Origin of the sequence: uncultured Streptomyces sp. (assembly GCF_947488945.1) — a bacterium.
GTDB lineage: Bacteria > Actinomycetota > Actinomycetes > Streptomycetales > Streptomycetaceae > Streptomyces.
Map to the genome: position 1 here is coordinate 271,089 of NZ_CANLBS010000009.1, position 19,758 is coordinate 290,846.

At 74.1% G+C, this 19,758-nt stretch carries 20 protein-coding genes; 10 read left to right on the top strand and 10 right to left on the bottom strand.

All coding sequences use genetic code 11. The annotated features are described in order from the left end of the window. Nucleotides 1-16: 16 nt before the first annotated feature. Together otsB and Q0994_RS17305 are read right to left on the bottom strand one after the other, a co-directional pair. On the bottom strand, nucleotides 17-868 hold the full coding sequence (gene otsB, locus Q0994_RS17300) for a trehalose-phosphatase (RefSeq protein ID WP_299535534.1): 852 nt from the start codon (nucleotides 866-868) through the stop codon (nucleotides 17-19). Nucleotides 869-938: 70 nt separating this feature from the next. Beyond that, on the bottom strand, nucleotides 939-1,337 hold the full coding sequence (locus Q0994_RS17305; RefSeq protein WP_299535536.1) for a DUF3263 domain-containing protein: 399 nt from the start codon (nucleotides 1,335-1,337) through the stop codon (nucleotides 939-941). A 230-nt stretch (nucleotides 1,338-1,567) separates the two neighbouring features. On the opposite strand from Q0994_RS17305, the gene Q0994_RS17310 reads away from it, so the two are divergent. The 4 genes from Q0994_RS17310 (at nucleotide 1,568) to Q0994_RS17325 (ending at nucleotide 5,776) form a co-directional block, all read left to right on the top strand. Further along, nucleotides 1,568-2,500, top strand: coding sequence for an ROK family protein (locus tag Q0994_RS17310; RefSeq protein WP_299535540.1), 933 nt, complete (start codon nucleotides 1,568-1,570; stop codon nucleotides 2,498-2,500). Further along, the gene (nagA, locus tag Q0994_RS17315; protein ID WP_299535542.1) at nucleotides 2,500-3,666 is read left to right on the top strand and encodes an N-acetylglucosamine-6-phosphate deacetylase; all 1,167 of its coding nucleotides are present in this window, start codon (nucleotides 2,500-2,502) and stop codon (nucleotides 3,664-3,666) included. Before Q0994_RS17310 ends, nagA begins: the two co-directional genes overlap by 1 nt. A 158-nt stretch (nucleotides 3,667-3,824) precedes the next feature. Next, entirely contained in the window at nucleotides 3,825-4,772 is a 948-nt protein-coding gene (locus tag Q0994_RS17320) for a 1-phosphofructokinase family hexose kinase (RefSeq protein WP_299535544.1), read from the top strand. A 158-nt stretch (nucleotides 4,773-4,930) separates the two neighbouring features. Continuing rightward, nucleotides 4,931-5,776, top strand: coding sequence for a class II fructose-bisphosphate aldolase (locus Q0994_RS17325; protein WP_299535546.1), 846 nt, complete (start codon nucleotides 4,931-4,933; stop codon nucleotides 5,774-5,776). A gap of 87 nt (nucleotides 5,777-5,863) precedes the next feature. Here the strand turns inward: Q0994_RS17325 and Q0994_RS17330 are convergent, their stop codons facing one another. Together Q0994_RS17330 and cdgB are read right to left on the bottom strand one after the other, a co-directional pair. Continuing rightward, nucleotides 5,864-6,859, bottom strand: a complete 996-nt coding sequence (locus Q0994_RS17330; protein ID WP_299535548.1) for a carbohydrate-binding protein — start codon at nucleotides 6,857-6,859, stop codon at nucleotides 5,864-5,866. Between the two features lie 144 nt (nucleotides 6,860-7,003). After that, on the bottom strand, nucleotides 7,004-8,665 hold the full coding sequence (gene cdgB / locus Q0994_RS17335; RefSeq protein ID WP_299535551.1) for a diguanylate cyclase CdgB: 1,662 nt from the start codon (nucleotides 8,663-8,665) through the stop codon (nucleotides 7,004-7,006). A gap of 490 nt (nucleotides 8,666-9,155) precedes the next feature. On the opposite strand from cdgB, the gene Q0994_RS17340 reads away from it, so the two are divergent. Beyond that, nucleotides 9,156-9,674 carry a flavin reductase family protein gene (locus Q0994_RS17340; protein WP_363325555.1) on the top strand — a complete coding sequence of 173 codons (519 nt, stop codon included), beginning with the start codon at nucleotides 9,156-9,158 and terminating at the stop codon, nucleotides 9,672-9,674. An 85-nt stretch (nucleotides 9,675-9,759) separates the two neighbouring features. On the opposite strand, the gene arfB is transcribed toward Q0994_RS17340, so the two are convergent. Continuing rightward, nucleotides 9,760-10,194 (bottom strand): alternative ribosome rescue aminoacyl-tRNA hydrolase ArfB, encoded by a 435-nt coding sequence (gene arfB / locus Q0994_RS17345; protein WP_299535555.1) that lies wholly within the window; start codon nucleotides 10,192-10,194, stop codon nucleotides 9,760-9,762. A gap of 245 nt (nucleotides 10,195-10,439) precedes the next feature. Here arfB and Q0994_RS17350 point away from each other — a divergent pair, with 245 nt between their 5' ends. Next, nucleotides 10,440-11,015, top strand: a complete 576-nt coding sequence (locus tag Q0994_RS17350; protein WP_299535558.1) for a TerD family protein — start codon at nucleotides 10,440-10,442, stop codon at nucleotides 11,013-11,015. A 190-nt stretch (nucleotides 11,016-11,205) separates the two neighbouring features. Here the strand turns inward: Q0994_RS17350 and Q0994_RS17355 are convergent, their stop codons facing one another. Both Q0994_RS17355 and Q0994_RS17360 read right to left on the bottom strand, forming a co-directional pair. Further along, nucleotides 11,206-12,627 (bottom strand): M1 family metallopeptidase, encoded by a 1,422-nt coding sequence (locus Q0994_RS17355; protein WP_299535561.1) that lies wholly within the window; start codon nucleotides 12,625-12,627, stop codon nucleotides 11,206-11,208. Between the two features lie 78 nt (nucleotides 12,628-12,705). Then, a complete protein-coding gene (locus Q0994_RS17360) occupies nucleotides 12,706-13,305 on the bottom strand; it encodes a heme-binding protein (protein WP_299535563.1) in 600 nt (199 codons plus the stop codon). A gap of 644 nt (nucleotides 13,306-13,949) precedes the next feature. Between Q0994_RS17360 and Q0994_RS17365 the strand changes: the two genes are divergently transcribed. From Q0994_RS17365 to Q0994_RS17375, 3 genes are all read left to right on the top strand, one after another. Further along, a complete protein-coding gene (locus tag Q0994_RS17365; protein WP_299535752.1) occupies nucleotides 13,950-15,230 on the top strand; it encodes a sensor histidine kinase in 1,281 nt (426 codons plus the stop codon). Continuing rightward, entirely contained in the window at nucleotides 15,227-15,871 is a 645-nt protein-coding gene (locus Q0994_RS17370) for a response regulator transcription factor (RefSeq protein ID WP_299535566.1), read from the top strand. Before Q0994_RS17365 ends, Q0994_RS17370 begins: the two co-directional genes overlap by 4 nt. Before the next feature lie 186 nt (nucleotides 15,872-16,057). Further along, on the top strand, nucleotides 16,058-16,555 hold the full coding sequence (locus tag Q0994_RS17375; RefSeq protein WP_299535568.1) for a hypothetical protein: 498 nt from the start codon (nucleotides 16,058-16,060) through the stop codon (nucleotides 16,553-16,555). Between the two features lie 92 nt (nucleotides 16,556-16,647). Here the strand turns inward: Q0994_RS17375 and Q0994_RS17380 are convergent, their stop codons facing one another. The 3 genes from Q0994_RS17380 to Q0994_RS17390 all read right to left on the bottom strand — a co-directional run bounded on the left by Q0994_RS17380 (nucleotide 16,648) and on the right by Q0994_RS17390 (nucleotide 19,042). Beyond that, nucleotides 16,648-17,295, bottom strand: a complete 648-nt coding sequence (locus Q0994_RS17380) for a pentapeptide repeat-containing protein (protein ID WP_363325556.1) — start codon at nucleotides 17,293-17,295, stop codon at nucleotides 16,648-16,650. Nucleotides 17,296-17,596: 301 nt separating this feature from the next. After that, a complete protein-coding gene (locus Q0994_RS17385; RefSeq protein WP_299535574.1) occupies nucleotides 17,597-18,073 on the bottom strand; it encodes a GNAT family N-acetyltransferase in 477 nt (158 codons plus the stop codon). Nucleotides 18,074-18,115: 42 nt separating this feature from the next. Continuing rightward, complete coding sequence (locus Q0994_RS17390; RefSeq protein WP_299535577.1) at nucleotides 18,116-19,042, bottom strand: aminoglycoside phosphotransferase family protein; 927 nt, start codon at nucleotides 19,040-19,042, stop codon at nucleotides 18,116-18,118. 33 nt (nucleotides 19,043-19,075) lie between these two features. Here Q0994_RS17390 and Q0994_RS17395 point away from each other — a divergent pair, with 33 nt between their 5' ends. Further along, complete coding sequence (locus Q0994_RS17395; protein ID WP_299535580.1) at nucleotides 19,076-19,723, top strand: rhomboid-like protein; 648 nt, start codon at nucleotides 19,076-19,078, stop codon at nucleotides 19,721-19,723. Nucleotides 19,724-19,758: the final 35 nt, after the last annotated feature.

The following is a 19,758-nucleotide window of genomic DNA, read 5'->3' on the forward strand; positions in this document are numbered from 1 at the left end:
GCGTGTCCGGGCGGGCTCAGACGCTGCGGGCGAGGTCCGACAGGAGGCCGACGACCTGGGCGGGGCCGTCCAGGACGAGGTCGGCCCGGCCGGACAGTTCGGGCACCTCGGTGGAGCCGCTGCACACCAGCACACCGGGCACCCGGCCCTCGTCGGCGGTGCGGAGTTCCTCCACCGCGGCGAACGCCGACAGGTCGCCGAGGTCGTCGCCCGCGTAGAGCACCGCCCCGGCGCCCAGCTCCCGTACGAACGCGGTGAGCGCGACGCCCTTGTCCATGCCGGGCGGGCGCAGCTCCAGGACCTGGCGCCCGGGTTCGACGATCAGCCCGTGTGCGGCGGCCAGGGCGGCCATCGGGTCGCGCAGCGAATCGAAGGCGCCCTGCGGGTCGGCGGCCCGGCGGGTGTGGACGGCGACGGCCCGGCCCTTCTCCTCCACCCAGACGCCCTGCCAGGCGGCGGAGCCGGCCAGGATGCCGGGGAGCTCACGGCGGACGGCGGCGAGGCCGGGCGGTGGCGCCGGGGCGTCCACCGTGCCCGTGGCGGCGTCCCAGCGCTCGACGCCGTAGTGGCCGAGGACGACGAGGTGGTCCAGGCCCGGTACCCCGGCGAACCCGCCGTGCCGCACGGCGACCGCGGCCGGCCGGCCGGTGATCACGACGACGGCCGCGATCTTGGGCGCGAGCGCGGCGAGCGCCTCTACCGCGCCGGGGTGCGCCTCGGCCTTCTCAGGGTCGGGGACGATGTCGGCCAGCGTGCCGTCGAAGTCGAGCGCGACGACCGCGCGGCCGGGGCCGGCGAGCAGTGCGTCGAGGCCGTCACGGCCGGCGGCGGTGGTCGGTTCCGGCAGGTGTTCGTGGTTGCTGCCCATGGACGAACCCTATCGGCGCGCCCGCGGTGGCGCCGCCTCCCGGCGCGGCGTTCCGCGCCCGCCGGACGGGTCAGCGGCGGCCGCGACGGGCCTGCCGGACCCGGTGCAGGCGGTTCACCGTGACGGGGTCCTCCTCCAGCGCCCGGCGGTCGTCGATCAGGGCGTTCAGCAACTGGAAGTAGCGCACCGGGGAGATGCCCAGTTCCTCGCGGACCGCCCGCTCCTTGGCTCCGGGGCCGGTGAAGGAGCGCCGTTCCATCGCGAGGACGGCGCGCTCGCGGGCGGAGAGCGGTCCGGATTCGGGGGCGGGGGCTTCCTCGGCCCCGGCGGCTTCCGGAGCGGCTTGTTCCGGCCCGGCGGCCCCGGGGGCGGACTCCGGCCCGGCGGCCCGCGGGGCGGGCTCCCCGGCGGCCCGGGGGGCGGACGGGGGGCCTCCGAGGTCGTCGGAGCCGTGCGGGGAAGCGGTCATATCAACCAACCTAACGCCCGTGTCGGACACGCCACCGGCCATGAACACGGCGATCCGGCCCCGCCCGCACCCGTGCCGCGGCCCGCCCCGGACGCCCCGCACCGCCCGACCTGTACGGTTTCGCGGCCCCGCCCCCGCACCGGCCCGCGTGCGCCGTCTTTGTATGGCGGAGCAACAAAACCCGAGAGTGGACTAGACCTTTACCAGGTCAACGAGTGAAACTGTCCCCCGTGAGACATGTCATCGCCCTCGATGTGGGCGGCACAGGAATGAAGGCCGCACTGGTCGGGGCCGACGGCACGCTGCTCCACCAGGCCCGGCGCGCCACCCACCGGGAGCGCGGGCCCGAGGCCGTGGTCGAGACCATCCTCGCCTTCGCCGCAGACCTGCGGGCGTACGGCGAGGAGCACTTCGGCGAGAGCGCGGCGGCGGCCGGGGTCGCGGTGCCCGGCATCATCGACGTCGAGCGGGGCATCGCCGTCTACGCGGCCAACCTCGGCTGGCGCGACCTGCCGCTGCGCGACCTGCTGGCCGAGCGGCTGGGGTCCGTCCCGGTCGCGCTCGGACACGACGTACGCACCGGCGGCCTCGCCGAGGGCCGGATCGGCGCCGGGCGCGGCGCCGACCGCTTCCTGTTCGTTCCGCTCGGCACCGGGATAGCCGGGGCCATCGGCATCGACGGCGCCATCGAGGCCGGCGCGCACGGCTCGGCGGGCGAGATCGGGCACATCGTGGTGCGCCCCGACGGGCCCGACTGCGGATGCGGCCAGCGCGGCTGCATGGAGACGCTGGCCTCCGCCGCCGCCGTCTCCCGCGCCTGGGCGGAGGCGTCCGGGGACGCCTCCGCGGACGCCGCCGACTGCGCGAAGGCCGTAGAAGCGGGCGATCCGGCGGCCGTGCGGGTCTGGCTCGACGCGGTGGACGCCCTCGCCGCCGGCCTGGTCATCGCGCTCACCCTGCTGGACCCCCGCATGCTCATCGTCGGTGGCGGACTCGCCGAGGCGGGGGAAACCTTGTTCGTACCACTGCGTGCGGCCGTCGAGGAACGCGTCACGTTCCAGAAGCTGCCCACCATCGTTCCGGCGGCCCTCGGGGACACCGCCGGCTGCCTGGGTGCGGGGCTGCTCGCCTGGGACCTACTCTCCACGGAGGTATCCGTCTGATGGCCACGAGCGCTGCAGGCACCACGGTTCTCACGGGGGCCCGCGTGGTCCTGCCCACCGGGACCGCCGAAGGGGGCCGGCTCACCGTCCGGGACGGCCGGATCGCCGAAAACGCCCCGGAGGCCGGTCCGGACGCCCGGACCGTCGACCTCACCGGACACTGGGTGGTCCCCGGCTTCGTGGACATGCACAACCACGGCGGCGGCGGCGCGTCCTTCACCTCGGGCACCGTGGACGAGGTCCTCACCGGGGTGCGGACCCACCGCGAGCACGGCACCACCACCGTGGTGGCCTCCACGGTCACCGGCGAGATGGACTTCCTGGTGCGGCGCGCCGGAGAGCTCTCCGAGATCGTCGAGCAGGGCGACCTCGCCGGCATCCACTTCGAGGGACCGTTCATCTCGCCGTGCCGCAAGGGCGCCCACAGCGAGGAACTGCTGCGCGACCCCGACCCCGCCGAGGTGCGCAAGCTCGTCGACGCGGCGCGCGGCACCGCCAAGATGGTCACGCTCGCCACCGAACTCCCCGGCGGCATCGACTCGGTGCGCCTGCTCGCCGAGCACGGGGTGATCGCCGCGATCGGCCACACCGACGCGACGTACGAGCAGACCGTCGAGGCGATCGACGCGGGCGCCACCGTCGCCACCCACCTCTACAACGCGATGCCGGCCCTGGGCCACCGGGTGCCGGGGCCGATCGCCGCGCTGCTGGAGGACGAGCGGATCACCGTCGAGCTGATCGACGACGGCACGCATCTGCACCCGGCCGCCTTCCAGTTCGCCTACCACCACGCGGGCGCCGGGCGCGTCGCACTGATCACCGACGCGATGGACGCGGCCGGCTTCGGGGACGGGCGGTACCAGCTCGGCCCGCTCGCGGTCGAGGTCAGGGACGGGGTGGCGCGGCTGGTCGAAGGCGGCTCGATCGCCGGGTCCACGCTCACCCTGGACACCGCCTTCCGGCGGGCGGTGACCGTCGACCGGCTCCCGGTCGAGGACGTCGTGCGGTCCATCTCGGCCAACCCGGCCCGGCTGCTGGGCCTGTACGACCGGGTCGGCTCGCTGGAACCCGGCAAGGACGCCGACCTGGTGGTGCTGGACGCGGACTTCACGCTGAAGGGCGTCATGCGCCGCGGCGAGTGGGTCGTCGAGCCCAAACTCGACTGAGCCGGCCACTTATTGACAAACCGTCTGATAACGAAGAGGCGGCGATCGGTCCCGGACCCTGGGCCGATCGCCGCCTCTTTGGCATGATCACGAGCATCTCGCGGCAGCGGGGGAAAGCGCGTACTGCGAAGCGAGCGAAGGATCGGGGGCGGATACACGTGATCCTGACCGTCACACTGAACACGGCCCTGGACCTCACGTACGGGGTCGACGCGCTGGTCCCGCACTCCAGCCACCGCGTCGACGCCGCCTCCGAACGCCCCGGCGGCAAGGGCCTCAACGTGGCCCGCGTGCTGTCCGCCCTCGGCCACGGGACGGTGGCGACCGGCTTCGTCGGCGAGGGACCCACCGGGGCACTGCTCCGCGACCTGCTGGCGAAGGCGCCCGCGGGACCGGGCGGCGCCCCGCGCGACGCGCTGGTCGCCGTCCCCGGCGACACCCGCCGCACCCTCGCCGTGGTGGACCGCTCCACCGGAGACACCACCCAGTTCAACGAACCGGGCCCGCACGTCGGCCCGCGCGCCTGGGCGGAGTTGCTGCGCGTCTACGACGAACTCCTCACCGGGGCCGCAGCGGTGGCGCTGTGCGGCAGTCTGCCGCCGGGAGTCCACGTGGGCGCCTACGCCGACCTGGTGCGGCACGCCCGCGGCGCCGGGGTCCCCGTCCTGCTGGACACCAGCGGCGAGCCGCTGCGCCGGGGACTGGCCGGCAGGCCCGACCTGGTCAAGCCCAACGCCGACGAACTGGTTCAACTCACCGGATCGCGCGAGCCGTTGCGCGCCGCGCGTGATGCCCGCCGCCGGGGCGCCGGCGGCGTCGTCGCGTCGCTCGGTCCGGACGGCATGGTGGCCGTCACCCCGGACGGCGACTGGCGGGCCGCTCCGCCGGCCGCCGTGCGCGGCAACCCGACCGGGGCCGGTGACTCCGCGGTGGCCGGACTGCTCTCCGGCCTGGTGGAGGGGCTGAGCTGGCCGGACCGGCTGCGACGCGCCGTCGCGCTGTCCACCGCGACCGTACTCGCCCCGGCCGCAGGGGAGTTCGACCCGGACGCCTATGCGGAGCTGCTGCCCCGCATCGACGTCACGCCCCTCGCACCCGCGAGCTGACGCCGGGCGCCCCTCCCGTGAGCCGGCCGGGCGCCCCGCCGCCCGCTCCGGAACCCCGACGCCGCACAGACGTACCCGTACGCGCACGACGCAGCCACCCGCACGGCAAGGACGCCGGGCGCGGCACCGAAGATCCGCACATCGCAACAGGGGGCAGCATGCCGCTCGTCAGCACCGGTGAACTCGTCCAGGCCGCACGGGCCGAGGGCCGCGGGGTCGCCGCCTTCAACGTCATCACCCTCGAACACGCCGAAGCCATCGCCGCGGGGGCCGAACGCGCGGGCACCCCGGCCATCCTCCAGATCTCGGAGAACGCGGTGAAGTTCCACGGCGGCGTCACCGCCGTCGCCGCGGCCGCGGCGGCGGTCGCGCGCACCTCCACCGCACCGCTCGCCCTCCACCTCGACCACGTCGAATCCGTCGACCTGCTGCACCGGGCGCAGGCCGAGGGCTTCTCCTCGGTGATGTTCGACGCCTCCCGGCTGCCCTACGACGACAACCTCAAGGCCACCGCCGAGGCGGTGCGCCAGGGCCACCGGAACGGGGTGTGGATCGAGGCGGAGCTCGGCAGGGTGGGCGGCAAGGACGGGGAACCGCCGCTGGACGCCCACGCGCCCGGCGTCCGCACCGACCCGGCCGAGGCCGCCGCGTACGTGGCGGCCACCGGCGTCGACGCGCTGGCGGTGGCCGTCGGCTCCTCGCACGCCATGACGGAGCGCACCGCCGCCCTCGACCACGAGCTGATCGGCCGGCTCCGGGACGCCGTCCCGGTCCCGCTGGTGCTGCACGGCTCCAGCGGGGTGCCGGACGAGGAGATCCGCCGGGCGGTGGCCTCCGGCATGGTGAAGATCAACGTGGGCACCGCGCTCAACACCGCGTTCAGCGGCGCGGTCCGGGCCCATCTGGCGGAGCACCCGGCCGCCGTCGACCCGCGCGGGTACCTGACCCCGGCGCGCGCCGCGATGGCCGCGACGGTGGCCGCCTTCCTCGGACTGACCGGCTGACCCGCAACCGGCCGACCGGGCCACGACGCACGGGCGGCCCGGCGGGTGGTGACCCGCCGGGCCGCCCGGACGCACGAGGCGGCTCCCCTACTGGAGGTGGCCCGCCTTCAGCGAGAGCTGGTCGAGGTTGGCGTCGCACTGGTCGCCGGTCTCGCAGGACAGCTTGAGGGTGTTGGACCCCTTCGTGAGGTTGACCCACGCGTAGGTGCTGGTCCACCCCTTCGCCAGGTCGCCCTCAGCCGCGTGGGCGAAGTTCTTCATGTTGATGGAACGCGGCTTCTCGGAGTTGACCGTGAGCGTCGTCTTCGCGTCCTTGCCGGGCACGCCGTACGTCACGTACAGGGTGTACTCCCCGGCCTCCGGGACGTCGAGCGTCCAGGTGGCCGAGCGGCCGACCTCGTTGAGGCTGATGTACTGCCCGCTGGCGCTCTTGGCGCCGGGGACGGTGTTGTCCAGGGTCGCCGTGCCGCCGAGGGTCAGCGCCGCCGCGTCCTGCTCGGGCAGCTCCACCGGCTCCTTGGACTCCGTCGCCTTCGGCGAGGCGGACTCGTCCGTGCCCGCGGAGGGGGCCGCCGAGCTGGACGCCTGGTCCGTGGCCCGGTCGTCCTCGCCGTCGTCGCCGGTCATGAGGGCCGCGCCGATGCCGATGAGCACGACCGCGACGACCGCGACCGCACCGATGATCAGGCCCTTGTTGTTCGGTCCGCCCCGGCCGGAGCCCCCGCCCCGCCCCGCGCCGCCGCCCGCCTGGGGGACCGCAGCGGTGGGCGCGCCGCCGGGATAGGTCTCGGGGGCCGCGTACTGCGGGTTCTGCTGGTAGCCCTGCTGCGGCTGCTGCTGCCCGTACGCCTGCTGGGGCGGGTAGCCGTACCCCTGCTGCGGGACCTGTCCGTACTGCCGCTCGCCGACCGTCCGGACCTGGTTGTACGAGGTCCGCGGCACACCGGGCTGCGCGGCCGGTCCCGGGTAGCCGTAGCCGCCCTGACCGGGCGCCTGGGCGCCCGCCGCCTGACCGTCCGCGTACAGGTAGCCGAACGGATCGTCGTCCTCGGGCTTGCTCGTGCCGTTGTTTCCGGCCGTCATCCCTCAGTCACTCCTCACCATGTCGCCAGCCGTCGCCGACCGGCCGAGCCTACCCCGAACGGAGCACGGGCCGAATGGGACTCCGGGCCCCGGACGCCACGCCCCCGCGAGGGCACGGGCGCGGGGAAAGCTTCGTCGTGAACGTCACACGGCCCTGCGGTGAACCTTCGCCCGCGACCGCTTCTCGATGTACATCCGCTGGTCCGCGGAGCGCAGCACCTCTTCCACGCTCATGCCGCATTCCGCCCAGCCGATGCCGAAACTCGCGCCCACCCGGACGGCCCGGCCGTCCACCCTGATCGGCGGAATGATCGCGTTCCGCAGGCGTACGGCCAGGTCGGCGGCGTCGGCGGCGCCGAGGCCGTCGGCGAGCACCACGAACTCGTCCCCGCCGAGCCGGGCGACGGTGTCGCCGTCGCGCACGCAGGTGGTGAGCCGCCGGGCCACCTCGATGAGGACCGCGTCCCCGGTGTGGTGCCCGAACCGGTCGTTGATGGACTTGAAGCCGTCGAGGTCGCAGAAGAGGACCGCGAGCCCTTTCGCGCCGTCGTCGCGGGCGGCGTCGGGAGCCACGATGTGCACGTGGTGGTCGTAGGCCCCGGCGACGGGCACCGCCTCCCTCTCGTACCCGTCGTGTCCCTCGTACGCGTCGGCGCGGCGGCCCGACACGTCGCCGTACGCGGCGTCCAGCGCCTCGATGGCGGTGGTGGTGGACGCCTCGTGGGGGCGCTCGCAGAGCCGGGCACTGAGCCGGGAACGCAGTTCCGCGCTGTTGGGCAGCCCGGTGAGGGCGTCGTGCGAGGCACGATGGGCGAGATTGAGCTCGTGCCGCTTGCGCTCCTCGATGTCCTCGACGTGCGTCAGCAGGAAGCGGGGGCCGTCGGTGGTGTCCGCCACGACCGAGTTGCGCAGCGACACCCAGAGGTAGGTGCCGTCGCGCCGGCCGAGCCGCAGCTCCGCGCGGCCGCCCTCGGCCGAGGTGCGGAGCAGGGTGCCGATGTCCTCGGGGTGGACCAGGTCGGCGAAGGAGTAGCGGCGCAGCACCGACGCCGGGCGGCCGAGCAGTCGGCACAGGGCGTCGTTGGTGCGCAGCAGCCGGCCGTGCTGGTCGCCGCCCATCTCGGCTATCGCCATGCCGCTGGGGGCGTACTCGAAGGCCTGCCGGAAGGATTCCTCACTGGCCCGCAGTGCCTGCTGCTCCCGTTCGAGCCGGACCAGCGCCCGCTGCATGTTGGCCCGCAGCCGTGCGTTGCTGATCGCTATGGCGGCCTGCGAGGCGTACATCTGGAGGGCCTCGCGGCCCCAGGCGCCGGGGCGGCGGCCGTTGCGCGGACGGTCGACGGACAGGACGCCGAGCAGGTCGCGCCCGCCCCCGGAGGTGTACATGGGGGCGTAGAGGCGGTCGAGGGAGTGCCACTCGTCCTCGAAGCGGGGCTCCGGGCCCTCGGTGTGCCACTGGGGCACGTCGTCGTCGAGCAGGACCCAGCCCTCGGTGTGGGGGATGAACCGCAGCTCGCCCCAGGCCTCCCCCATGCCGAGCCGGCGCTCCCACGCCTCACGGGAGCCGACCCGGCCGGATATGAGGGATTCGGCGGCGTCGTTCCCGGCGAACGCGGCGACGACGAGGTGGCCGTCCGGCTGCACGAGGTTGACGCAGCCCAGCTCGTAGCCGAGACCGGAGACGATCCCGTCGGCCACGGTCTGCAGGGTGTCGGCCAGGCTGCGCGCCCTGTTGAGCTCAGCGACGGCCTGGTGCAGCTGCCGCATGGTCGCAAGGCGGACGTAGGGCTCCGACTCGGCCTCCATGACTCGCTCTCCCCGAGACCTCGACAGCAACTCCCGGTTTCCCAGCGACGTGCTCATCGCCGCACATATCGACGCACAAGACGACGTACATATGGGCGTACACGTCGCATGCCCTATCTCCGTACTTGTTTCAGCGTCAACCTCACTGAATCACAGTGAGCTGTGCAACCGGTACACAGGGTCAGCAAATTGTGACTTCTGTGAGTCAAGTCACAAGAGCCGGGGGAGGGTTCCCGGTGACTTCCGCACGCCGCCCTCGTTCCCGCGGTCGCGCGTCCTCGGCCCCGCGCTCCGGCGTACGCCTCTTGCCCCGTCCACTCCGCAGGCGCCCGGAGCCGGACGTCAGCACCGCCGCACCGGCTGCGGGTCCTAGGACCCGGCTGGTCCCCTGGCCCGATGTGGCCGCCGGGACCCCGCGACTAGCGTTCCACTCGTGTTCCAGACGAAGACCTCCACCCCGGCCGCACCGACCGTCCCCCATGCTGAGGGGGTGAGCAACGAAGAGTTCCGGGCCGCCCTGTCCCGGCTGGCCGCGGGCGTGGTCCTGATCACCGCCCAGGAACCCCCGCTCGACGCGGACGGCAGGGGCGAGGACGCCGGGATGACGGCCACCGCCTTCATGTCCGTGTCGCTGGACCCGCCCCTGGTCATGGTGAGCGTCCGCAACGACTCACGGATGGACGACCTGCTGGCCGAACAGCCGCTGTGGGCCGTCTCCGTGCTCGCGGAGGACCAGCGGCTGATCGCCGCCCGGTTCGCCATGAAGGGCCGGCTCAGCGACCGGCTGCTCTTCACCGAGATCCCGCACGCGCGGGGAGAGGTCACCGGCGCGCCGCTGGTCGACGGGGCGCTCGCCTCGCTGGAGTGCCGCACCGAGCAGCGCGTGGTGGCGGGCGACCACACCCTGGTCATCGGCCGGGTGCTGGCCGCCAGGATGCCGTCCGTCCCCGGCGAGCCGCTCGCCTACTACCGGGGCGCCTACCGGCACCTGGACCGGCCGGGGGACTGAAGTCCGGTGGCCGCACGGCCCCACGCCTCGCGGCCCCGCCGTCCGGCCCTCCCGCCCGCTCCGTGCGACGGGCGGCCCGCACGGATCACCAGTCGCGGCCGGAGCGCCCGCGCTTGGTGTCGCCGCGCTGCTTCTTCTCCCGCAGCCTGCGTTCGTTGATGCCACGCGGGATCTTCCGCTTGATGCGGGGCTTGGGCGGCGGCGCGGTGGCCTCCGCGAGCAGCGAGGCGAGCCGCACCGCCGCCGTCTCGCGGTTGCGCCACTGCGAGCGGTGCTCGGAAGCGCGCACCGAGACGACGCCGTCGACCAGCCGGCCCGCCAGCCGCTCCAAGGCGCGCGCTTTCCACACCTCGGGCAGCGACCCGGTCGCCGCCAGGTCGAAGCGGAGCTCCACCTGCGAGTCGCTGGTGTTGACGTGCTGGCCGCCGGGCCCGGAGGACCGCGAGAAACGCCACATGAGCTCGGCCTCCGGGAGGGAGACCGAGCCGCGGATGACATAGGGCCCGGACATGACACCCATGTTCCCCGCAACGGACCCCCCACGTCACCTTCTTTTGCCCGCACTCCTGCCGCGCGAAGCGGCCGCGGGGCCGCGGACGCCCCGGTTCCACCGTCCCGCGACACGGACGGGACGGAACGGGACAGAAGTTCGGCAAAGAAAGTAAAGGGACCAGGAACCTCGTGGTCCCATGCGTGCGTTATGACGGGTGACGGTAGCTTTCGTGAGGGCACGAGGCCCGCACAAGACGAGGAAAGGCACTTCCCATGGCTGTAAGCCTGTCCAAGGGCGGCAACGTCTCGCTCACCAAGGAGGCACCCGGCCTGACCGCCGTCACGGTCGGCCTCGGCTGGGACGTCCGCACCACCACCGGCACCGACTTCGACCTCGACGCCTCGGCGATCGCGGTCAACAACGCCGGCAAGGTCTACTCCGACGGCCACTTCGTCTTCTTCAACAACAAGTCGACGCCGGACCAGACCATCGTCCACACCGGTGACAACGTCACCGGCCAGGGCGAGGGCGACGACGAGCAGATCAACGTCAACCTGGCGGCCCTCCCGGCCGACATCGACAAGATCGTCTTCCCGGTCTCGATCTACGACGCCGAGAACCGCAGCCAGAACTTCGGCCAGGTGCGGAACGCCTTCATCCGCATCATCAACCAGGCCGGCGGCACCGAGATCGCCCGCTACGACCTCAGCGAGGACGCCGCCACCGAGACCGCCATGGTCTTCGGCGAGCTCTACCGCAACGGCGCCGAGTGGAAGTTCCGCGCGGTCGGCCAGGGTTACGCCTCGGGCCTGCGCGGCATCGCCACCGACTTCGGCGTCAACCTCTGACGCACGCTCCACCCCGCTTCAGCATGCGACGACGCGTCGGTCGTCCGCCGCGTCGTCCGTGACCCGGGCGCATGAGAGAAGCCCCCGGTCGTTCCTGTCGGCCGGGGGCTTCCCCCGTGCGGTGTCCACGAGACCTGACCCCAGGGTCGGGCGTCAGGCCAGGACCGGGCGGCGGGGCCCGGTTCAGGCGTCAGGCGCGGGAAGGGCGTCCGTCGCCGTAGAGCCAGGCGTCCCACAGGGGGGCCAGGTCGAGGCCGGTGCGGCGTTCCGCGTAGGCGGTGAAGTCGCCGGTGGCGGCGTTGCCGTGGCGGTGCGCGGCCGTCCAGCCCTTGAGTAGGGCGAAGAACGCCTCGTCGTCGTCGATCGCCAGCCGGAGACGGTGCACCACCATCGCCCCGCGGCCGTAGACCGGGGCCTCGGAGATGTCGGCCGCGGTCGGCGGGTCGGCGGGCGGAAAGGCCCAGTTGGCGTCGTCGGCGTACGCCTCGTCGAAGAGGTGCTGCGCGGAGGCCCCGTGGTGGTCCTCGCTCCACAGCCACTCCGCGTAGGTCGCGAACCCCTCGTTCAGCCACATGTCCCGCCAGGTGGCCGGGGTGACCGAGTCCCCGAACCACTGGTGGGCCAACTCGTGGACGAGCAGGCCGATGTCGGGCGGCCCCGGGAAGTACGGGCGGGTCTGCGTCTCCAGGGCGTACCCGGAGTCACCGGGACGGTCCACGATCGCACCGGTCGAAGCGAACGGGTACGGGCCGAACCTTTCCGACGCCCAGGCCACCACCTGCGGGATCTGTTCGAGGACCGCCGAACTCCGCTTGCGCGAGACCGGGTCGACCGCAGTCAGGACCTCGATCCCGTCGCCGGTCCTCGACTCCTCGACGGTGAACCGGCCGATCGCGACGGTCGCCAGATAACTCGCCATGGGTGCGTCGGTGCGCCAGGTGGACGTGGTCCGGCCGCCGCTCGTGCGGACAGCCGTGCGCCGCCCGTTGGAGACCGCCGTCAGCCCTTCCGGAACGGTGACCTCGACGCTGTAGGTGGCCTTGTCGCTCGGGTGGTGGTTGCCCGGGAACCACGTCATCGACCCGGTCGGCTCGCCGAGCGCCACCCAGCCGTCGCCGGTCTTCAGCCACCCCTCCTCGGAACCGTCCTGATCGGTGAGGGTGAGGGGACTGCCCGCGTACCGCACGACCGTCCGGAAGGTGCGGCCGACGCGCAGCCGCTCCTCCACGTCGGCGGCGGGCCGGAGCGTCAGTTCGCGCCCCGCCCGGTTGACGGCCGCCGGCCGTCCCTCGACGGTCGCGCTCCGTACGTCGAGCCCGGCCAGGTCGAGGTTGAAGGCGCTCAGGTCCTGGGTGGCGCGCGCGATGATCTCGGCGGTGCCGGAGAGCCGGCCGTCGGCGCCGACGGCCAGCTCCAGCCCGTAGTGGGTGACGTCGTATCCACCGTTGCCGAGCCTCGGGAAGTAGGGATCGCGCAGACCGGCCGCGCCCGGCTTGCCCGACACCCCGGCCTGCGTCCCGGTGCACGCGGTGCCGAGGCCGGCGACGGTGACGAGTACGGCTCCGAGGGCGACCGCGGGCGCCAGGCGCCGCACGGGGCTTCGCTGATCCACGGAGTCGATCTTATGCGGGCGGGGCGGCGGAGCCGGTGCCGCCGGGGCCCGGGGATGCCCGGACCCCCTGCTCCCGGGTCAGCGGCCGAGGGCCGCCACGCCGGCGCGGGCGAACTTCTCGTCCAGGTCGCCGCTGGGCGCGCCCGCCACGCCGATACCGGCCACCGGGGCGCTGCCGGCCTTGACCGGCACGCCGCCCGCCAGGAAGAGCGTGCCGGGGATGTCCTTCAGGTTCGGTGCCTGCTCCAGCCGCTTGACCAGGTCCGAGGTCGGGGCGTTCCAGGAGACGGCGGTGTACGCCTTCTTCTCGGCGGACTCGTAGGACTGCGGGCCCGCGCCGTCGCCGCGCAGGGTGACGAGGGTGTTGCCGTCACGGTCGACCACCGCTACGGAGACGTGCTGGTTCTCCTTCTCGGCGGCGTCCAGGGCGGCCTTCGCGGCCTTGGTGGCGGCGTCGATCGTCAGGTGGCTGGTCCGCTGGAGGTCGCGGTCGGCGGTGTCCGAGGACGCGGCGGGGGCGGCGGCGGGCGCTGCGGGGGTGGACGCGTTGGCGGACACCGCTCCGAAGGTCCCGGCGCCGAGCGCGGCGGCGGCCACCGCACCGGTCAGGACGCGGGTGCGCAGCGAGAGGCGACGGGTGGTGGTGGCGTCGGCGCTGTGGACGGGCGTGGCGGTCATGGTGTGGCTCCCTGGTGAGGTGGTGGCGCCGGGGGGACCGGCGTGCCGTCGGATCGGGCTCCGGGGCCGGGGGCCGGTGTGGGGTCCGGTCCCGGTCGCCGCGTCGGCTCCTGGTATCGATGCTGGGCCCGGGGACCGGCCCGGCCCGTCGGCGTACCGGCTGCGGCTGCGGCGCCCTCCGGTGGACGGACGGGTCAACCGATCGGCTGATGCGGGGGTGGCCGGGCGGGGTGAGGGTGGAGAAGCGGCACGCGCGCTCCGGTATGCCCGGCCGCCGTGACCCCGCTCGCGCCGCCCCGGCGGTTCCGGCACCGGTGCGGTACTTCGGACGGGACAGGACAGACCCGGTTTCCCGCATGCTGGAGCCACCGCACGGCGGAGAACGCGCGGCGGAGAACGACCACGACGGACGACGACCACGGGCCACGGGCCACGAGCCACGAGCCACGAGCCACGAGCCACGAGCCACGAGCCACGAGCCACGAGCCACGACGGAGAGTACGAGGCACCAGGTGCGGCAGAGAACCGAGCGGGAGGGCGGATCCCCCGAGGGCGCGTCTGCACCCGCCGGAGCCGGTGCAGACGCGCCCGCCGACGCCCGTGCCACCGCGCCCACCGAAGCAGCCGCCGACGCGTCCGCCGCCGTGCCGCCCCTCCCCGCGGAGGCCGGCAGCACCTCCGCCCCCGGCGACCCCGACGCCCGCTGGCTGTCGCTCCTCATGCACACCGCGTTCTTCCTGCTGCTCGGCGCCTCCCTGGCCCGCTTCCTGCTGCGGCACCCCGGCGAGGCCCGTACCCCGTGGGTGGTCGCGCTGTCGGTGACCCTCGCCGTCGTCCACCTGCTGGGTCCGGTGCTGAGCCGTCGTCCTGCGCGCGCTCCGGCCGTCCGGTTCGGCGTGCTGGTGGCGGTGTGGATGGTGCTGGTCGTGCTCGCGCCGAGCTTCGCGTGGTGCGCGGTGCCGCTCATCGCCACCGGACTGCACCTGCTGCCGACCCGCCCCGGTCTGGCGTTGGTGGCCCTGCTGACGGCGTTCGTGGTGGCCGCGCAGCTACGGCTGGCCGACGGCTTCGATCCGCAGTTGCTGCTGGCCCCGCCGGCCGTCGCCGCGCTCGCCACCGCCGTCTTCGTCCGCATGCAGCGCCAGTCCGACCGCAGCAGGGAGCTGGCCCGGCACCAACGCGGGCTCATCGACGACCTGCTGCGCACCCGGCGCGAACTCGCGGCCACCGAGCGCCGCGAGGGAACCCTCGCCGAGCGCCAGCGCCTGTCCATGGAGATCCACGACACCCTGGCACAGGGCCTGTCCAGCCAGCGGATGCTGCTCCAGGCCGCCGAACGCACTTGGGACGGCGCACCGGAGACCGCCCGCTCCCACGTCCGTACGGCGGCGGGCATCGCGGAGCACAACCTCGCCGAGGCCCGGCGGTTCGTGCACGACCTGGCCCCCGCCGACCTCGCCGAGGGGGGCGGTCTGGAGGCGGCGCTGCGTACCCTGGCCGGGCGGGAGAGCCGACCGGGCACGCTGGTGGTGCGCTGCCACGTCGAGGGAGCCGCCCGCGTCCCGCTGCCGGACCGGGTCCAGTCGGCGCTGCTCCGCATCGCCCAGGGGGCGCTCGCCAACGTACGGGAGCACTCCGGCGCGACCACGGCGGCGCTGACCCTGACGCACCTCGACGACCGGGTGGTGCTGGACGTCGCGGACGACGGCGAGGGCTTCGAGCCGTCGGGGGAGCGGGCCGGTCAGGACCCCGGTCGCGGGCACGGACTGCCCGCGATGCGAGCCCGGGTCCGCCAGCTCGGCGGCTCGCTGACCGTCGAGTCGTCGCCGGGCGAGGGCGCCGTGCTCACCGCCTGCGTACCGCTTCCGCCGTCGCTCCCCGCCTCCGGGGCCCGGCCCGCGCCCGCCCCCGAGGAGTCCGCATGACCCCGCCCGCACCGGAACCCGCGCCCGTACGCGTCCTGCTCTGCGACGACCACGTGGTGGTCCGCGCCGGACTGCTGGCACTGCTCGGCAGCGAACCGGACCTCGACGTCGTCGGCGAGGCCGGCAGCGGCGAGGAGGCCGTGGCACTGGCGGCGAAGCTGTCCCCGGACGTGGTGCTGATGGATCTCCAGCTCGGGGCGGGCATCGACGGGGTCGAGGCGACCCGGCTGATCGTCGGGGCCGGTACCGGCCGCGTCCTGGTGCTCACCACCTACGACACGGACGCGGACATCACCCGGGCCATCGGCGCGGGTGCCACCGGCTATCTGCTGAAGGCCGAGCGGCCGGAGGAGCTCTTCACGGCCATCCGGTCGGCGGCGCTCGGCCGGACGACTCTGTCGGCGCCGGTCGCGGACCGGGTGATGGCCCGGATGCGTACCCCTCCGCCGACGCTGACGGACCGCGAGCGCGACATCCTGGGACAGCTCTCCCGCGGCCTCGGCAACCGGGAGATCGCCCGCGCCCTGTTCATCAGCGAGGCGACGGTCAAGACCCACCTGGGCCGCATCTACGACAAGCTCGGCGTGGACACCCGGGCGGGCGCGGTTGCGGTCGCCAAGGAACAGCGGCTGCTGTCCTGAGCGGTACGGCCGCCGCCACGGAAGCGGGACGTCGGGCCTCCACCGCCACGGACCGGCGTCCGGCCGCCGATGCCCCGCGCCCTGTGCCCCATGCCCGCGGCCTGCCCCTGCCCCCTGGCCGGCCGCGGGCGTCGGTCGAACCGGTGTGCGGGCGGGAGGGTGCGGGGGACGTGACACCATCGAACCGTGCTCGACATCGGCTACTCCCTCTCCCGTCGCTTCCCCGATCCCCCGCAGACCGACTACCGCCGCGCGGACGTCCGGGCCCTGCGCCACGACCTGTTCTCCGGGGACGTCTACCTCGCGGACACCAAGGCGGACCGCGAGGTGTCCACAGCCTGGGGATGGGTGCCGGTCCTCGACTTCGCGTGGGCGCTGTGCGACATCGTGGAGCAGATCGACCAGGACCCCCGCGGCAACCGCTCGCACCGGCAGCAGTTCGCCGAGCTGGACTTCACCGAGTCCTCGGACCGGATGCTGTTCGAGCGCCGCTTCGGCTGGGTCGACATCGAGGCCGACTGGATGCCCGGGGACGAGCCGCCACTGACGTTCAGCCACTCGCTGCTGCGCCGTGAGGCCCGCGACTTCCTGCACGACCTGATCGCGGACCTGTCGGACATGCACGAGGGCCTGGCCGACAACCCCGTCGTCTGGGACCTCCAGGCGCGCTTCCCGCGCATCTGAGAGGGCCGGGGCGGCGCACGGCAGAAGGCTGGGGGAGGCTCGGCTCCCGCGCCCGCACCCCGTACGTCACGCCTCCACGCGTACCCCGTACGTCATGCCTCCACGCGCACCCCGATCTGCGCGGCGAACGACGGTGCCAGCTCCATGAGCTGGACCGGGCTGATCACCGCTCCGGCCAGCCGCTCGATGCCCCGGGCGATGTCCAGCTCGGCGGCGCCGCGCAGGTCCACCGAGTCCATCCGGGCGTTGCTGAAATCGGCCCGGCGCAGCACGGTGTCGCGGAACTCGACCCGCACGAGGTGGGCGTCGCCGAAGTCCGGTTCGGAGAGCACACAGCCCTCGAAGACGACGTCCTTCAGCCGGGCGCCGCGCAGATTCAGGTAGTCGATCTTGCCGCCCCGCACCACGACGCGTTCCAGCACGGCCCCGTGCATCTGCACGCCGCCGAGCCGGGCGTCCACCACCTCCACGTCCCGCAGCGACGCCTCGGCGAGCTCCGTGCCCACCCCGCGGACCCCGGTCAGCACCGAGTCGATGAAGCGGGCCCGGATCAGCTCCGTGCGGTCCAGGGCGCAGCCGTCGAGTGCGCAGTCCATGAAGCGGGCGCCGCGGGCCGACTGGTCGGCGAAGTCGTCGGCGGCGAACCGCAGACCGTCGTAGTCCCCGTCCGGCTCCAGGCCGCCGCCCTCGTACGGGACCAGCGGCGGCAGCCGCACCTCGGGCCGTCGCGCCGCCACCACCCCCTTCACCCGGGCCGTCCGGCCGGCCGCGCCTTTCCCACTCGTGGTCCCGCCCGTGGTCGTGCCCGTGGTCCTGCGCGCTGTCGGTGCCATCCGCCCATCGTCGCCCATGGCACCGACGGCACCGGCACCGCACACGGGGCCACCGCCCCCCGCGGCCCGGAGTCCCCCGCCGCGCCACGGGCAAGGGGGGCGCGAAAGGCCGGCGTCGGCCCGAACCGTCCGCCGCAGCACCGTCCCCGCCGCGCCGGGCCCCGGCCCCTTGCCCGGCTCCCTCGGTCCCTGCTCCCCGGTCCGGCCGTCAGGCGCCCGACCCCAGCTCCTCCAGCGCCCCGTCGGTGAGCCGGTACACGGTCCAGCCGTCCTGCGGGCGCGCGCCCAGCGACTCGTAGAAGGCGATCGAAGGCGCGTTCCAGTCGAGCACCGACCATTCCAGCCGGCCGTAGCCGCGGTCCACGCAGGTACGGGCCAATTCGCGCAGCAGCGCCTTGCCGTGACCGCCGCCGCGGCGTTCCGGGCGTACGTAGAGGTCCTCCAGGTACACGCCGTGGACGCCGCGCCAGGTCGAGAAGTTGAGGAACCACAGGGCGAAACCAACCACTTCGCCGTCGTCCGCCACCGCGACATGGGCGTAGGCGGCAGGGCGCTCGCCGAACAGGGCCTCCCTGAGCTGCTCCTCGGTGGCCCGTGCCTCGTGCAGCGCCTTCTCGTAATCGGCCAGCTCACGGACCATGGTGTGGATGACGGGGACGTCTGCGACGGTGGCGGTGCGAATCATGCAGGCAGCGTAAACGGGGTGTACGGGCGGGACGCCGGGCCCCTACCGCGGGCCCGGTCCGCCCCGTAGCTGCCGGACGATCTCCCGGTGGTGCGGGGGCAGCGACGACGCGCCCGCCTCCACGGCCCACAGGGCGTTCTGCAGCACCCGGGCCAGCGTCCAGGACCGGGCCCGCTCGCGGTCCGCCGTCATGCCGAGCGCCTCCGTCAGCACGTCGAACCGCCGGCGCACCTGTGCCGGTTCGAACCGGTTGTGCAGCGCGGGGAACAGGTCGAACCCCGGGTCCCCGGCCAGCGGTTTCGGGTCCAGCGCCACCCACCGGTGGGCGAGCGCGGTGCCCGGCCGCCCGGCCAGCACGTTGTCGTAGTGCAGGTCCCAGTGCAGCAGCCGGTCGCCCGGCTCCGCCGCGACCTCGCGCAGTGCCGCCGCGCAGTCCGCGAGCAGCCGCCGGTCCTCGCTCCCGGCCAGGGCGCCCAGCACCGCCGGGGTCCGCTCCAGCATCCCCCCGGCCAGGTCGCCGAGCCGCCGCAGCCCCGGCGGCGCCGGGACCGCCACCAGCCGCGCCAGCACCCCGGCCAGCACCCGCACCGCCTCCCGCGCGTCCGGCAGCGCGGACAGCGGGCGGCGCTCGTCGAGGCGTTCCAACAGCATCGTGCCGGTGGCCGGATCGTGGTCGAGCAGCCCCACCGCCCCGGCTCCCGCCGCGCCCCAGGCCCGCAGCGCCATCGGTTCGCCCACGGTCTCCTCGTCCACCGCCTGGAGCTTCAGTACGCACGGCAGCCCGTCCGCCCGCCGCACCACGGGGAGCACCAGCGCGCAGAGCCCGTACATCGGCGGTCCGTCCGGGCGCAGTTCCCAACGGTCGAGGAAGTGCCCGGCCAGCTCCGGGAGCCGGGCGGCGAAGGCCCGCCCGGCCGCACCGCCGTGCGCGGCGAGGGTGGCGGCCAACTCCTCCGGAATGTCGCTCACGCCGCCGATCCTAGGACCGTGCGTCAATCGGACATGCCCCGAAAACGTGCGGCCGCCGCTCTCGGCGCGCTCCACCGCCGGATCACCGGCGCGCCCGGCGCCCACCTGTGGCTCGCGGCGCTCTTCGTCACCACCGTGCTGCCGCACGCGCTCCCCGCGTCCGGCGGATTCCTGCGCCCGCGCTCCACCGGGCTCCAGGAACTCGCCCAGCACCCCGTCCGCGCCCTCACCGCCGGCGCCCTGTGGACGGACGGCGTGCCGTGGCTCGCGTACGCGGCGCTCTTCACCCTCGTGCACGCCACCGCCGAACACTGGCTCGGGACACCGCGCTGGGTGTGCGTCGCCGTGCTCGCCCAGACAGTGCCCGTGCTGCTCTTCGAGCGGGTACTCAACTGGCTCGTACGGCACGGGCACACCCCGGAGGCGTCCTTCAACTCCCTCGGAATCGACGCCGGTTACGGTCTCGCGGGGGCCGCCGCCGTGCTCACGTACCGGATTCCGCGCATATGGCGCTACCCGTACGTCTTCGCGGTCCTGGTCTTCTTCGGGGTGCTGCTGGCCGGCGGCCGGTCCTTCGTCGGACCCGGCCACGTCGTCGCGGCCCTCACCGGCCTGGCCTGTCTCCCGCTGACCCGGACGGCCGGGAGCCTGCGCAAGACGGAACACCCCTCGGCGCAGTAACGTCCCCGCACACACACCGGCACTCCTCATCGCAC